Source organism: Desulfamplus magnetovallimortis (genome assembly GCF_900170035.1).
Classification (GTDB): domain Bacteria; phylum Desulfobacterota; class Desulfobacteria; order Desulfobacterales; family Desulfobacteraceae; genus Desulfamplus; species Desulfamplus magnetovallimortis.
This window is the reverse complement of record NZ_LT828566.1, coordinates 1-15,926: the sequence shown is the minus strand read 5'-3', so window position 1 is coordinate 15,926 and position 15,926 is coordinate 1. Positions and strand designations below refer to the sequence as shown.

9 protein-coding genes are annotated in these 15,926 nt (G+C 43.8%); all 9 read right to left on the bottom strand.

The window, feature by feature from the left end:
• On the bottom strand, positions 1-474 hold a 474-nt coding region (locus MTBBW1_RS25520), incomplete at its 3' end, for an AAA family ATPase (protein ID WP_186441712.1).
• 102 nt (positions 475-576) lie between these two features.
• Positions 577-1,851 (bottom strand): AAA-like domain-containing protein, encoded by a 1,275-nt coding sequence (locus MTBBW1_RS25515; RefSeq protein WP_222424176.1) that lies wholly within the window; start codon positions 1,849-1,851, stop codon positions 577-579.
• Positions 1,806-2,180, bottom strand: a complete 375-nt coding sequence (locus tag MTBBW1_RS29270) for a P-loop domain-containing protein (RefSeq protein ID WP_222424175.1) — start codon at positions 2,178-2,180, stop codon at positions 1,806-1,808. Before MTBBW1_RS29270 ends, MTBBW1_RS25515 begins: the two co-directional genes overlap by 46 nt.
• A gap of 281 nt (positions 2,181-2,461) precedes the next feature.
• Positions 2,462-2,959 carry a hypothetical protein gene (locus tag MTBBW1_RS25510; RefSeq protein WP_080809348.1) on the bottom strand — a complete coding sequence of 166 codons (498 nt, stop codon included), beginning with the start codon at positions 2,957-2,959 and terminating at the stop codon, positions 2,462-2,464.
• A gap of 246 nt (positions 2,960-3,205) precedes the next feature.
• Positions 3,206-5,308: a hypothetical protein gene (locus tag MTBBW1_RS25505; RefSeq protein WP_080809346.1), complete on the bottom strand. Its 2,103-nt coding sequence runs from the start codon at positions 5,306-5,308 to the stop codon at positions 3,206-3,208.
• A 247-nt stretch (positions 5,309-5,555) separates the two neighbouring features.
• Positions 5,556-6,644 carry an anti-sigma factor family protein gene (locus MTBBW1_RS25500; RefSeq protein WP_080809343.1) on the bottom strand — a complete coding sequence of 363 codons (1,089 nt, stop codon included), beginning with the start codon at positions 6,642-6,644 and terminating at the stop codon, positions 5,556-5,558.
• 298 nt (positions 6,645-6,942) lie between these two features.
• Positions 6,943-7,764, bottom strand: a complete 822-nt coding sequence (locus MTBBW1_RS25495; RefSeq protein WP_186441711.1) for a sigma-70 family RNA polymerase sigma factor — start codon at positions 7,762-7,764, stop codon at positions 6,943-6,945.
• A 317-nt stretch (positions 7,765-8,081) separates the two neighbouring features.
• Positions 8,082-11,708: a two-component regulator propeller domain-containing protein gene (locus MTBBW1_RS25490; RefSeq protein ID WP_186441710.1), complete on the bottom strand. Its 3,627-nt coding sequence runs from the start codon at positions 11,706-11,708 to the stop codon at positions 8,082-8,084.
• A gap of 499 nt (positions 11,709-12,207) precedes the next feature.
• Positions 12,208-15,926, bottom strand: a 3,719-nt coding sequence (locus MTBBW1_RS25485; RefSeq protein WP_222424174.1) for a ligand-binding sensor domain-containing protein, incomplete at its 5' end; no start/stop codon positions are given.

Sequence of the window (15,926 nt, the reverse complement as noted above, 5' to 3'; positions counted from 1 at the left end):
CAGGAAAATTGAAATGTCCATAAATTCCACGGCATTGGCCAGGGATTGAATGGAACTTAAGGCATTGGCAGGATCAATATCAATTTGGGGAAGCTCATAATTTTTATAATGCATTATAAATCTTTTAATGCTGTTATTTATGTGATCATAAATAGATTTACGAATCTGATCAACTGAGCCTGATGAATCAATACAGGAAAAATCCCATTTCAGGATAAAGTAGGAATTGTGAAGTGGAGTGGGATCTTTACCGATTTCAAGATGACCGAAAAGCTCATCAAATCTATCCTTTTTTGCAACATCATAGTAATTTTCCAGCATGGAGAGCAGCAAAGATTTTCCAAATCGTCTGGGGCGCAGAAAAAGTTGATGTTTATCACACTCTAAATGTTTAATTTTTGCAGATCTGTCACAATAAAAATAATTATCAAGAATTATCTCTTTAAAATCACTGATTCCATATGGAAATTTCATATTACACTCCTATATTTTTTTGGAAAAATCAGCAAAAAAAATGTAATGAAAAGTCAACTTTTTATCTTTTAAAAACTGAAACTGAAAAGCCGGTTTATCCCATTACATCCCCCAGATAAAAAACTTACGGGTGGATTCCATCACTTCCCGATAAAAAATCTTTTCATCCCATTCCTTGTCAACAGAGCGGTCAAAGATCACAAGATGCCCCGAATTTACGCCACATCTCTCCATATATGAGGCAAGCTGCCTTTTTCCTTCATCAATGGTTTTTTCAAGGCTTTTTCTTAAAATCTTAAGTTCAATAACCTCTTTTTGTGCTTCAGACCATTGCACCATGATATCCACCCGTTTTTTTCCAAGACCGTACTCCCTGTCAATTCTGCCGCCGCCATTGATGATTCGCTGCAAAAAAGCCTGGAGCAAAAGATGGGGACCTGCTTCCTTATACTGGAAACGTTCCACCCAATGCTCTGAATTTTCCCTGAAAAACTCCTGAAATTTCTGCATTAGTTTGTGCATATCAAGCCTACCGGTTTCAGTGATATACCATGAGGGCTTTTGATACATACCGCTTTGCCATGCTGCAATCAGCTCCCTTGGAATCACTTCCCTGTAAATTGGATTGCTTATATCAAGGTTTCCATTTACATCCCTGCGGATTAATCCAAGATCCACAAGATATTCAATATCAGGCATATTAAAAGATGATTCTGATGTTTCCCCGGAAAGTATAGGTTCTATTACCCTCCTGACCCGTTCCTCTTTAAGTTTGTCTGCAAGCTGATCAAGATGGGTTTCCCGTCTCTGGATAAGATTTTCCCTTGCCTGTAATATTGCATCAAAAGGGATCTCTTTTGTTCTCTCCCGAAACTCCCTCATCTCAAAAGTGACTTCATAACAAAGTGCGTTTACAAGCCAGGGCTGACCACAGGTATTGTCCCACAGGGCATTCACTGCCTCTTTGGTAAATTTTTGTCCGGTCTCGGTCTCATGTTGAAAAGTTAAACCTAAAACTTCCTCAAAATTAAAATCCCCAAGACGCAATGATTTTGCCTTGACATTAAAGGCACTGCCACCGGTTATTATGCTCTTTTCCCTTTCTGAATGGATGCGGTAATCGCGAATATCCCGTACTCCGCAAAGTAAAACAGATGAAGGAAAATGGTCAGGCCGATCATTATAACCTTCCCTTAACTGCCTTAAAACGGAAATAAGGGTGTCTCCCACAAGTGCATCTATCTCATCTATTAAAAGCACAACAGGCTTTTCCGAGTGGGCGCTCCACAAAGAAAGCATTTCAGAAAAAGCAGCAAAGGCCCCTGATTTTTTTAGTACTGCTTCCCATTTTTCATCAAATTTAGTACTGCTTCCCATTTTTCATCAAAAAGCGTATCTCCAAGGGTACGCTTTATCTGTGAACCAAGTCTTGCAAGAATGGCCTGCATGGCTGCTGCAACATCTTCCCTTGCTGCCTGGGCAGGTTCCACATTTACATAGACACAGCAATAAATTCCGCCTTGATTGAGATGCTTTACCAAAGCATTTAACAAGGTTGTTTTGCCGGTCTGTCTTGGTGCATGGAGAAGAAAATATTTTTTCTGGCTGATAAGCATTTCAATCTCTTCAATGTTGATCCTCTCAATGGGGGAAATGCAGTAGTGATCTTTTGGGTTAACCGGGCCTGCTGTGTTAAAAAATTTCATTACATAACCTCCTTACAACTTTTATGGAAATGATGATCAGGATGGACAGGATGATCAGGATGGATAATCCTGCCTTATCTTGTCAATCTCGGTTATCTATTGCATTTTCAGCATTGATTGCATTTGTCTGAATCAGGATGCCCAGGATTAACAGGATGTTCAGGATAGATAATCCTGATTTATCCTGAACATCCTGGTTATCCTGATTCAGACAATTGACAGAAAATTAAAAGAGCCAAACAGTTGTTTGGCTAAATCATAACAGCCAGGATAACAAGAATTTACTGCACCTTAAAAGTTGCAAAATCCCACACCCAATTGCTTACGGTATTCAAAATATTCTCATTTTCAGGTGCAAGCACAGCATAAACCTGATATTCCCCCACAGGCAGAGCTTTAACCATATCCACATTATCAAGAACTGTTATCTCCCTGCCCTGATTTCTGTTCACAGACCACCATTTTTCTATCTTGTACAATTCATCATTATAGTTATTGGAGCCGTCAAAGGTGACATCATACTCGCCATTGTAGATAAAGCCTCCATAGCTGCCTTCCCAGATTTGATTGTCAGACTCTGATTCTCTTAATTCAGTTCTGGGAAATGCCAGAAGCGGTATGCCAGTATCATCAACAATAATATCCATCTGCGGTGGGCGAATAACTGCCCAAACCTTTTTCACACTGCCCTCAACAAGGCTTGCCTTTGCCTTGAGGATTTTTGCATCATCTAAAGCTGAATTAGGTGAAATTATCCCGGAAGTTGTTACTGGCTCCACCTGAAGGGTGATATCCCCATACGCATCAAGCTAAGGTTTTCAAAGCCTTATCAGACGGGTTTTTCTAATTTTTGTTGTTAAGATGTTTGATTTTATATTTATAATAAAAACAAAGTCTTATATTCTTAGCTTGATGCGTATGGTGATATCCCCCACGGTCACATTGCCGTTAATGGTAACTTGCTTTAGGCATTCCCCCTCGTCTCCCTTCACATAAACACCATCTCCTGTGTCATCATTGGCTTTTTATCCGGCTGTTCTTGTATAAAAAATCATTTTGTCGATTTTGTTATCAATTATTTCTAAAGCAAATCTCTCATAAATACAAATTTTTACTGGCAAGCTCTCATCAACGATCTGTTCTGGTTTTCCATAATGCAACATAAAGTCAGACATTGTTATATTTTCATGAATCATGGTTCTTTCCACAAGTTCCACAACACCTTCAATGGCAAGAGCTTTAACCTCCCTGCTGGTGTAGTATTCACCGAAAATGCTTCCCACATCAATAATCCGGCGTTGAAATCCCTGAAGTTGTTTCATTGTCACTTCATCCATATCCCCAAGTTTGACGGGTGATGGAAACAGTATCTGTTTTTTTGTTTTTGAATGAGCTGTTTTTTTTGCCCTTAGATGTTCGACATCGCTACTTGCGGAGTCCACCTCGCTACTTTCCAAAGGTTTTCCAATCCTCATTCTTGCTATGTCGGCAAAGTTTCCTCTCTTTTCAATGGCCAAAAATTTTTGCCATGCCTTTCTTACCCCTTCCTCTCTTTTTCTTTCTACCAGAATAACGCCAAGATTATAGTAGGAACAGGCCTTATCAGGATGAGAAAAAATAAGTTTTTCAAAGGCTTTCATGGAAGGCTCAAACATATCCACATTTATGGATGGCCCAAGAAGATAGAGGGCAACTGCACGGTTGTTCAGAATGTCCGGATCATCTTTTTTGATTTTCAATGCCTCGTCAGCAGCAGAGACAGCAGCGGAAAACTGTTCAGCCATGATAAAAGCGGAACAAAGATTTACCCTTGAAGGTATATAGTAAGGATCCTTTTCACAAGAAGCCGTAAAATAACGGATGGAGTCCTGTAGATACCTTTGATAAATATCATTTTCAAAGCATGATTTTCCCCTTACATTTATGGAATGAAATTTTCCGGCAAGGGTTTTGCTGTCGAGAAAAGTGGAGAGTTTGAACCTGTATGCGATTTCCGGATCACATGCTGCCACTCTTTCCATGGCCATCCGGTAATAGATCAAACCGATATTGTTAAGTACTTCCCTGGATGGATATTTTTTAAGAAATTCAGTGAGAAATTCAAGAGCATCTTCATAACGACCCAGTTGCGTCAACCGAACACCAAGATGAAAAAGGTCAAGATCTGCTGCTATATCAAGCATTCTTGCCTTTAGCATTTCTGCCCTGTTTTTTGCATCCTCCATATCCTTTCCGGCTACACCCTCCATATCCTTTCCGGCTACACCCTTCATATCCTTTCCGGTTGCAGCCTTCATATCCTTTATGGTTGCAGCCTTCATATCCTTTATGGTTGCACCATCCATATCTTTTCCGGCTGCTTTTTTCATATCATTTTTTTGTAAATCACTCTTCTGATATAAACGACCTGCTTGCTGTTTCCATTCAATAAAAAAATTTTCTTTTACAAGGGAGACAGGATTATACCCTGCCATTGAGGCATAGAGCATGCCGTATGCATCGGCCTGAAACTCTTTTTTCATCCTGGCTTCAATGAATTGCACAGAATCTTCAATGTCACTGCTCTTCCTGAATATGTTTTTTATCATATCATCGGACGTTGCGTTATTATCGCCATATCTCCCTATGATATCGAAAGCTTCATGGTCCCAGAAGTCATCCATTGCAAGATGGGCAAGCTCATGTCCCAGTACAAAGGCCATTCTGGAGGCTCCGGTTGATTCATCCACATTTTCAAAACAGAATTCCATGGCCCGCTGCGTTAATAAAATGGTTCCGTCCATCAGGGAAAGGGCAAAAAGCTCCTGGTCTGTGCCAAGGATCACAAGGGAAGGATAGCGGTTTTCCCTTTTGTCTGCTGCGGCAAGAAGCCTCTTAAAAATTGTCATTGTTTTGGGAACAAATGGATGATCCTGCAAGGAGAGAGCATTGTATCTTTCTACCCAGTAGCTGCCTGTTGTTGCACTGTAAAGGATAGAGTGTTGAAATAAAAGATGGAAGAGAGTGACAAATAAGAGTGTCACTAAAATGTGTGTGTATTTTTTTTCTCTCTTTTGTCTGTTTTTCTCATTTTCATCAAAACAGAGGTGGTTATTTGAAACTATTTTTCTTTTCTTTGTCATTTCCATTGGCAAGCCTCCATAATCTCTCAAAGTAGGCACCTGTGATCTTTTAAGACTTGTCAATGCTGTCTGATTAACAGGATAAGGCGGGATTATCTATCCTGAACATCCTATCCATCCTGGTTATCCTGATTCAGACAAAGCAATAACTTCCCAAAAAACAATAAGTTGTCGATTTTGAGTAATATATTGATATAAAAGCATTTTATATGCATATTTGTGATATTTAAGCTATCATTTATTATAAAGACACTCATTGTATCACTAGCATTTTGAGTATATTGTTGGCTTCCAGGGCAATTTTCCGGCAATTTTTTCTGGAAACCGTTTGTTTGTCAGGCTCTCCAATAAATTTATGAATATTTTCTATTCTTGCTGTCAGCGATTTCTGGAGCTTTTCTGGAAGAAGGGAATTATTGGATGTTTGCATTGTCTGGTCAATTTTTTGATTATATCGGTCAAAATACAATTCTGATATTTTGCGCTGCCTGTTCCAGAAATCAGGTGACAGCTCTGAATTGGAAAGACTGGCACTTACCAGAAAGAAGATCCAGCGGCCAAGTTCAAACTCCTCTGCAAAAAAATTTTCATCTTGTGACTCTTTCCGAGCAGTAACTGTTTTAAAATACTCTTCTGTATCTTTCACGTCCCTTGTTGAAAATTGCCGACTTGCCGCCTGTACCCCAGCCATAAAGGAACGCCTAAAATTTTCTTCAGCATTTGCAGGGTTAGACAGGTCAGAGCTGAACCCATAATGTCTTGACGAGTGCAGCCATGATTCACTGCCATGAAGAAGCTCTCTGGGGTCAGTTCCTTTATTATAAAGGGATTGCATCTCCCTGCCGGACTCATCAATCATTAATAAAATAAGAGGTGAAAGTAGAGAATCAGGAGGCTTGATGTTTGTGTTTATGAATATAATCAGCAAACATGCCATAACTGCACCAGGAAACACTATCCATCTTTTTCTGACCATATATAACAAATGAAAAATGCCAAAATCTTTGACAGGGCTCTGTTTTCGCATTTTCCATGGAAAGAGTTCCGAAACACTACGGAAAAACAGGGACGAGTAAAGAGTAAAAAAACTCAGGAGCCGATATAATATTGATGGTTTTATTGCGGAGAGATTGAGCCACTCATGGTAACAATCAGGGCATTGATCAAGATGTAAAAAAATCTCGTTTCGTTTCTTTTCATCCATTTTACCATCAATCAATGCCGCAAGATCGTTGCTGGATGGACATGGTGTTGACTCCAATGTCCGTGTGACGTTAAGTGCATACCGGAAAAATTGGCTTTCGGTATAATCACTGTTTTGAAAATCATTTTGTTTTTGCATATGACACCATATTCAATATAATTGATTTTAACAAATTTTGTCTCCCTTTACCGTGAAAATACCCCTCATCAGTTTCATAATCGGGGGTGGCGAGTTAAAGACAAGGCATGCCTTGTCTCTACTGCCATGATGGTTTATTGAGATTCTCCAAAATTTTGTTGATACACGCTTATAACGAGCATTTTGTTTAAACAGACTTTTGACAGGCATGCAACAGTCAAACTTAAATAATAATACAGTCCAGATAATTTGAAGAGTTGAAAAAAATAGATTTCATGGAGTTTTTTTATTGAGTATCTCAAAAATGTCGGGAAAGGATCTCTTTCAGCTTTTCCAGCAATCTTCTATGATGACCAACAGCCTGGTTCTTGTTCCAACCAACCTGTTTTCCGGCATCTGTAATGCTCATGCCGTCCTGGTATATCATTCTCAGAAAGAGACGTTTTTCAGCAGATATATTAAAATGAGTTGAGAGCTGCTCCTGAATACGTTGTAGTTCCGCACGGTGAAGAGGAGTTTTTTCTGCTGTTTCAGAAGAGCTGTTTTGCGTGGCAAAAATCAGTTGAACAACATCAGCTTCATGTGATGCCACCATTTTTGATTCCTGTGAAGGGACATCATCCGTGAGATGCACATCTTCAGGATCTACTTCAACATCTTCTGTTTGAGTGCAGTATGGGAACTCTTCAAGGATAGTGTTGATTTTCTTCTCAATCACCTCTGTTTTGCGTTTTCCTGGTACGCTATTTTTCAGATATTCAATGAGATCTGTTTTTCTCATTTTTTCAAAGCATAGGTGTCTATATATCCTGAGCATCAAAAAATCATCCTGACGGACAAGTTTTTGAGGAGGTCTGAAGCGACCGAATCGGTTCTGGAAATAGCTGCTGATAATGCGGTTTACCACAGAGCACAGATAGGTGATTTGACTACTTCCTCGATCCGGATCAAACAATCTCAATCTTCTTCTGTCATCTTCGAAAAGTTTTTCATGGATGTAACCTACCAGTTCTTCTCTCAACTCTGGTTGCTCAGGGCAGCGCTGATAAACCATTTTGTAAATCAGTTTTTCATTGGCAACAATGAAACTGTCCCAATATGATGATGATTTCTTGTTCACGATTGTTTCCATTAAATAAAAGTTCGACTTACCACCGGCCCCTCTTCATTCATGGAGAGGGGGGATGGTAAGGTGGGAGTTCAACATTGAAAGCATAGTGATAAGAGTTGATGGTCTCGTAAAAAGTCCAAAACGCCAAAGTCGCTATTAAAAATTTCAGTAGGTTACGGCTAAAAAATCCTGAAATCGGACTTTTTACCGTGGAAATGGATACATAATTTCCATGATCGGGGGTGGCCGGACTCCGGCCATGACGGTTTACAGGTTCATCAAGATTTGAGTCTTTACTTTTTCATAGTATAAAAAGTGGGCACTGATTACTCTTTCCCGCTTACCTCAAAACAGACCCCACCCAGCACAAACACCCCCTTGCCGATGGCAGTAACCAGATCCTGCCCCTGTGGAATCAAGGCAGCATAGATGCAGTAAAGCCCTTCAGGCAGATTATCCTGGGGCAACATTATATCCATAACAGTGACAGGTTTGCCCATCTCCCTGTGCATATCCATCCATCTGTCCCCCCAGTAAATCCGGTTATACTCCAATTGCTGCAATCCTTTAGAATCTTTAACAGGATTTTTCAACGCCGTAAACCGGCCATCCGGCAAAAATAAAGCCACATAGAGATCATATCCATAAGCAAGATGCTCGGTTACAGAGATTGTAAGGGATTCCCCTGGCTGATAGACAGCTTTTTCCGCATTCACCGTAAGCGATGCCTTGGGCGGACAATCCATACCATCAGCTACGGTTAGCTTTATGGAGTCACTGCTCTCAATATTGCCCTCGTTATCCTGGGCATAGAAGGTGACCTCATACTCTCCGTTGTAAACAAAGCCGTCATAGCTGCCTTCCCAAACGTTTTCTTCTGTTTTTGAAGCTGCCATGTTTGCTTTGGGAAATGCCAGAAGAGGTATGCCGGTATCATCCACAATAATATCCATCTGCGGGGGACGGATGACAGCCCACACCCTCTCCACTCTGCCTGCGGAAAGAGTTGCTTCTGCTTTCAGGAGTATTTGTGGTGAAGTACTCCCAGAAACCATACCGGAATCAATAAGGGGAGTCACTTGCAGGGTGATATCCGCCATTGTCACACTGCCGTTTATGGCAACCTGTTTTAGCCATTGTCCTTCATCGGAAATGCTGTAGAAACCGTCTCCGCTATCGTCGTACTGGGGCTCCTGTGAATACCCTCCAGGTTCATCTCCGGCAACGGTTGCATAGTCCGAGAGTTTGCCCAGCAGTTTTTTCTGTGCACTGGTGGCATAATGGAAGGCTTCGACAAAATTCATTCCCTTAAACAAACCTTTGGTGACAAAATAATTGAAACTCTGATCATCATACCGGTCAAAATAGGCAAGGCCGTCATCTGTGCTTGATATGATTGCCCTGTCAGGTGCGGCAAGGGATTCTACGAGAGTGCCGGAATGGCAGGCATCAATGACAAGAATCAGCTTGTTGCCTGTGGTCTGCTGGTAGTCGTCGAGCATTGTGTTTAGCTCTTCAGCTTCAATATAAACACCCTTTGCAAGCTGGAGCCGGTTGTTTCCACCGTGATCGGTGAAAAAGATGTAGAGGGGCTGATTCAGGTCGCCTTTGGTTTTGGCCCAGTCAAAGGCATCCTGGATATCTGATTGTTGAAGCTGGCGTGATGGGGTCGGGGCATCGACTATTCTGTCATCCATACCATCACCGTTGAAATCTGCAAAGGACTGAGGGGAGATGTAATGGATATCGGTATTGAGGAAACCTCGTTTGTTCAGCATTTTGTAGGTGTAGTTGCTTATTTTTGAAGTGCTGTCCCATAGAGAGTTGTCGTCACTGTTTCCCCCTCCGGCAATGATGATGGCGGAACGTCCTCCTGTGAGGTATTGTTCCTCCTCAATTATGCCCGAGGAAAATGTCAGATGGGCAAGACCGCTATTATAAGTCCCCACCCAGATACCTCCAGAACCGTCTGAGAGAAGAGCGTTGACATAGTTGTCTGGAAGGTCGGAACTGGAGGTGTCAAACACATCCCATGTACCCTGGGATTTCAGGTGGGCAAAACCACCACCCCATGTTCCTGCCCAGACACCTCCTGAGTTATCTGAGATAAGGGCATATACCCAGTTGTTCAGTAAATCTGAATTGGAGTTATCGAAAACATCAAAGTTCCCCTTGGTTGTCATGTGGGCTAAACCATCCCATGTCCCCACCCAGATACCTCCTGAGCCATCTGAAATAACGGAATTGACAAAGTTATTCGGCAAATCTGAATCAGAGCTTTTGAACACCTCAAAGTTTTTCTGAGAGTCCATGTGTGCCAGGCCGCCCGATGTCCCCGCCCAGATACCTCCCGAGCTGTCTGGTACAAGGGCATTGACACAGTTGTCCGGCAAACCGGAACTGGAGATGTCGAATACCTCAAAGTTGCCCTGGTTTGTCATGCGTGCCAAGCCGCCTGCTGTCCCCACCCAGATGCCTCCTGAACCATCTGATGCAAGAGAATATACCCAGTTGTCCGGCAAATCGGAATTGGAGCTGTCTAACACCTCTACGCTGCCTTGGTTTGTCATGTGTGCCAGGCCGCCCGATGTTCCCATCCAGATACCTCCTGAACCATCTGAAATAACGGAATTGACATGGTTATCCGGCAAATCGGAGTTAAGGCTATCAAAAATCTCCCAGATGCCTTGGTTTGTCATGTGTGCTAGGCCACCCGATGTTCCCACCCATATATCTCCCGATCCGTCTGAAAGAAGGGAATAGACAAGGTTGTCTGGCAAACCTGAACTGGAATCATAAAACAGCTCAAAGCTGCCCTGGGTTGTCATTTTGGCCAGGCCATTCGATGTTCCCACCCAGATGCCTCCTGAGCCGTCCAAAATAATGGAGTTGACATAGTTGTCCGGCAAATCGGAACTCAAACTATCAAACACTTCCCATGTACCTTGGGAGGTCAGGTGGGCAAGACCACCGCCAACCTCTTCCAGCAGAGCACCCGACGTTCCCACCCAGATGCCTCCTGAGCCGTCTGGTACAAGGGCATTGACGTAATTTTCCGGTAAAGCGGAATTAAAGCTATTGAAAACCTCCCAGATGCCTTGGGAGGTCAGATGGGCAAGTCCACCACCCGAAGTTCCCACCCAGATACCCCCTGAGCCGTCTGAGACAAGGGAAGCAACATCGTTGTCCGGCAAAGCTGAATTAGAGCTATTGAAAACTTCCCAGATGTCCTTGGAGGTCAGGTGGGCAAGTCCACCACCATCTGTTCCGACCCAGATCCCTCCTGAGCCGTCTGAAACAAGGGAATCAATATCGTTGTCTGGCAAACCTGAATCAGAGCTATTGAAAACCTCCCAGATGCCTTTTGAGGTCAGGTGGGCAAGTCCACCACCCCATGTTCCCACCCATATACCTCTTAAGCCGTCTGAGACAAGGACATCCACATAGTTGTCCGGCAGTCCATCCTGATTTGTGTAAATTGTTTTTAATTGCCCGTTACGGGCATTTCTCTCCTCAAGGCCGCCGGTTGTCCCCACCCATAAAGTCATTTTATCATCAGACAGAAGTAAATCTGAAATATGACTTCTATTTGTGTATAGCTCCCAGTTAGCGTTCTCTTTTGAAAACCATTTTTCCAGAGCGGTTTTTTCCATCACAACAACAGAAACCGTCCCTGAATTTCCGGCACTATCTGCTGCTGTCACCACAGCTATTGAAGGAATAGCTGGTGCCCGATATGTTATAGATGCTCCTTCTCCCTGAATCTCTCCATCAAATGCAAACCACCTCACATCCCCACTTGCATTGGTCACTGTAAGCGTAATCTGGTCACCAACAGCCACAAGGGGAGAAGCCGGATCAATAAACAGATCCCCCGCCCATGTCATTTCCGATAGACTCAAAAGAATGATGAAAATATTCCCAATGATTTTCACTGTATTGTATTTTTGCATTTTTCCTCTCTTATTTACCGTGGAAATGACTATCATTTTTATGGTTGGGGGTGATTGATACGCAATCATACCCGTTTACTCAAAGTCGACACCTATAATCTATTGAGCCTTGGCAATACTGTCTGAATCAGGATGTCCATGATTAACAGGATAAGGCAGCATTAGCTATCCTGAATATCCTATTTATCCTGGTTATCCTGATTCAGACAAATTCAGTAACTGAAAAAAAGCAATAAGATGTCGATTTTGAGTATTTTATATGAAAGTCTCCGTAACAGGCTGTTTTAAAACGATTTTCATCTCTTCGATTGTGGCGGATATCCGCCATGTACGTTTATAAGAAAGTCCCCGTGATTCCAAGCTTCTCAGGACTTTCATGCTTCGTTGTGGCAGATGTGTCTGCCATGTATGTTATATGCGAATTTCTTTTTCTCTTCTCACTTTTTAATTTTTTATTTATAAAAGTGCATTTGATGCCATATGGAGCTACTTGATGTTCTTACCGCAATTCAAATGAGTCAATATTTGAAAACTCACTTTTTTCTTTATTGTTATATGCCTGAACCGCAACATAAAACCCCATGTCTGTACCATCAAATGTGATGGATGTCAGTTTTTCCATGTCAATTTTTTCAATGTAGTCTGCATCAGGGTAAGGAGCATAAAACAGGGTATAGCCATTTGCATTCGCTACCTCTGACCAGGATATGGTGACCGTAGTTCCTTCTGTGGACAGGATCAGGTGAGGTGTCTTTAAAATAGCATCCCCATCATCCTGATTCACACCGGAAGCAATAATATTAACAAATTTCTCCACCGGAAGCGACACATTCCCGGCCATATCCTTTGCATAATAGACTAATTGATGGCAACCAACCTGGGAATCGGCATTAAAATCAGCGGTGTACATATCCCCTTTATCCCGAATCAGCTCAATATTGACGGTGCGGTTGGAAGGATCGGTGATGGAGCAGAAGACCCCCTGCAACTCGGTTTCAGGGTCGGTTGCAATGGCCCACAGTGTGTTTTGGGAATGACTGTTCTGACTTTGCCCCGGTCTGGTGATGGTCATATCCGGATTGGTGGTTCTGATTTGAGGTCTGAGATTTCCAGATGGTCGGTATTCAATGAATTTTCCTGATGCCTCATACCGATCATATTTGGTGGTGCCCACTCCATCGCCATCGGCATCCATGACAGGGCGCTGGATGTGGCGGTAAAACTTCAGGATTTCATAGTTGGCTTCGGCAAAGGAGCCTTCAATGTCGCTGCCGTAGTTGATGAACTGGTAGAAATATCGGGAGAAGGAGCTTTCCCCGATGTTTTCATATCCGGCATAACCGCCTTCATCAAGGGGTTTTGCTGAGGATGAGGTGAGGATAATCCGACCTTTGCCTGCGATTTTTTCAATCCACTCTCCGGATTGCGACCCTTCCAGAACGATGGTGACGGGAAATCCTCTGCTACTGGAGGAGTCGTTATTGATGTTAATAGCTGTTTCAGCATCATCAAGATATCCGGCAAGCTCATCAGCAGTCAGAAGTTCAGTGTCATTGAGTCTGAAACTGCCATTTTCGACCGCTCCAATTAGATAGAGGTTCAAAGGGGTTTTGTATGGATCATCTGTGGAGATCAAGGAGATGGCCCATTGGGTCAGTGCATGTTGCAGATTGTTTTTATCGGCATTTCCATCAGTTGGAATGGTACTGCCATCGTCCCCACCATTTTCTTTATTGGCATCATTTTCATCGGAAATCCCAAGGTAGCGGATACGTTCTGGGGGGATGTTTCTGTTTTTCAGGGCATTATAGACGTATCTGCCCAAGGTTTTTGAGATATCCTGAAATTCAGGAGTACCGGCTTCTGACACCACGATGATCCCTTCTCCCACGGGCTGACCAACGGGGATGACAAGCTTTGTTTCAATACTGAGAAAATCAGATGTCTCCGGCAGGCTTGCCTTGACATTAATAAAGCCGTCTCCAGGTACCACAATATCCCTGTAAAAAATGCCCGTTTCATCGACGGATACATCTCCGACAAACTGGGGTTTCAGGCTCCCTTCCGGATCAGTGGGATCAAGATAGCGGATGTCGAGGTGTATCGTCGGCTCATTCAGGCGGACGGGTGTCATGATCCCCTGCACCCGGAGTGTATCTTTACGGGATGTCTCCTGATTGACGTTGGATGAGAGGACTATGTGGGTTCTTGCAGAAAGTATAAACAGTTCGGCACTATTGCTCGTGATGCCGTTTGATTGTGCGGTAAGGGTGATAAGCCCCGCACTTTTGGGAATCATGGCACCTTGAAAGGAACCGTCGTCGCTGGTGAGAAGCGTAATGGGATCAATGCTGTTGCCGGAAATAACCACCTCCTGCCCTCCCTGTGCAGGGATGACGTTCCCGAAAACCGTGATGCTGTCCATTACCCTGGGCCTTGTGTTTGTCTGGGCAATACTTAAGGCAATCATTGGTTCTGTACCGGCACGAACTTTCAGGGAACTACTTTTATGGATACGGCTTCCGTTCTTCGTTTCCGGGATGAGTTTAATTGTGGATTCCGAATCATAAATTCCTTCTGAGGGTACCTGAATTTTCAAAAGTGAAGAGACGGTTTCCCCTGGAGTCAAGACGACAGAGGCAGGATTAAGCTGGATGTCAAACTGACCTGGATTGTCTGATTCCAGCCCAAGCTGAACATCTCCTGTAAAAAGATCTAAAGATGAGACAAACACGCTGATCTCATGGGTTGTTCCGGGTAGCATGGCAATGGCTGATCGTTCCATGGTGAGTCCTATTCTGGGATTTTCTTCCACAGAGGGCGTCATCAGGGTGGATTCGCTGGTGTTTGCATATCTCACAAGCTGGCCGTTCTTTTCGGTGACCACGGAAAGGCGATAGTATCGGGGAAGCCCTTCAAGCCATTCCGGGTCAATAACCGGGTCGTTGAGGATGTAGCCCTTGATTTGGGTCTCACCTGTGCCTTTGACAGTGGGGGTATGACCTTCCAGGGTTGGCCAGCAGCTTTCTATTCGGGGAGCAGAGCAGTCTGCATAGTCTGTATAAAAACGAACCGGTTTATCAGATGTGTCATGAACCGTTTCGTAGGGGCCTATTTTGGATAAGGAGCGCTGGAGTTCAATGTATATGACATCCTGGTAATCAATGGGGGCGCTGTTGAGAAACCAGTTGAGCCGAATTTCATGGGAGGGGGATACATCAAGGGCGGGTGAAGCGGATTCAGGAACTTGCTCAGGACTGCCAGTAAGGAGAAGGTGGGCAAGCCCCCCGCCCTCGGTTCCAGCCCATATGCCGCCGAGTCCGTCCAGTAAAAGGGATCGGACAATGTTATAGGGCAGATGGGAATTCTCTTCATTAAACAGTTCCCAGGTACGGTCCGGCCTCAGGAGGGCAAGGCCGTTAAATGTGCCCACCCATATGCTGCCCTGACCGTCGGACAGTAGTGTCAAAATATAGTTTTCCGGCAGATCGGAGTTCTCTTCATCCAATACCTCCCATGTGCCGTCCTGATTCATATGGGCAAGGCCGTCATGGGTTCCCATCCATATGCCCTCCTGGCCATCTGAGAGAAGTGCAGAGACAGAGTTTCCAGGTAAGTCGGAGTTGTTTTGATCCAGTATCTCCCATGAATCGTCTGACATAATGTGAACAAGCCCTTTTCCGGTGCCCACCCATATGCCGCCGTGTCCGTCGGAGAGAAGGGAACGAATATAATCGGACGGCAGATCGGAATTATTATGGTCAAATATCTGCCATGTGTTGTCCAGGGTCAGGTGACGAAGTCCCTCACGTTGTGTCCCCACCCAAATGCCACCCTGTCCGTCGGAAAGAAGCGACTCAATGTTGTTATCATCCCAATGAACATTGTACCAGTTAAACACCTCCCAGGAATTATCTGGTTTCAGGTGTGCAAGTCCATCCCAGGTTCCTGCCCATATTCCACCTTGGCCGTCAGATAGAAGGGAGCTCAAAGAGCTATGGGGTAAATCAGAGTTTGATGGATCAAATACATTCCATGTGTCATCCGCCTTCAGGTGGCCAAGCCCGGCGTTTGTGCCGTCCGTTCCCACCCAGATGCCACCCTCACCATCGGAAAGAAGGGCGATGGGATAATTGCTTGGCAGGTGGAATAATTGTTCAGGCGTCTCCCATGTGCTGTCTGCTTTCAGATGAGCAAGACCGCCCGGGGTTCCCACCA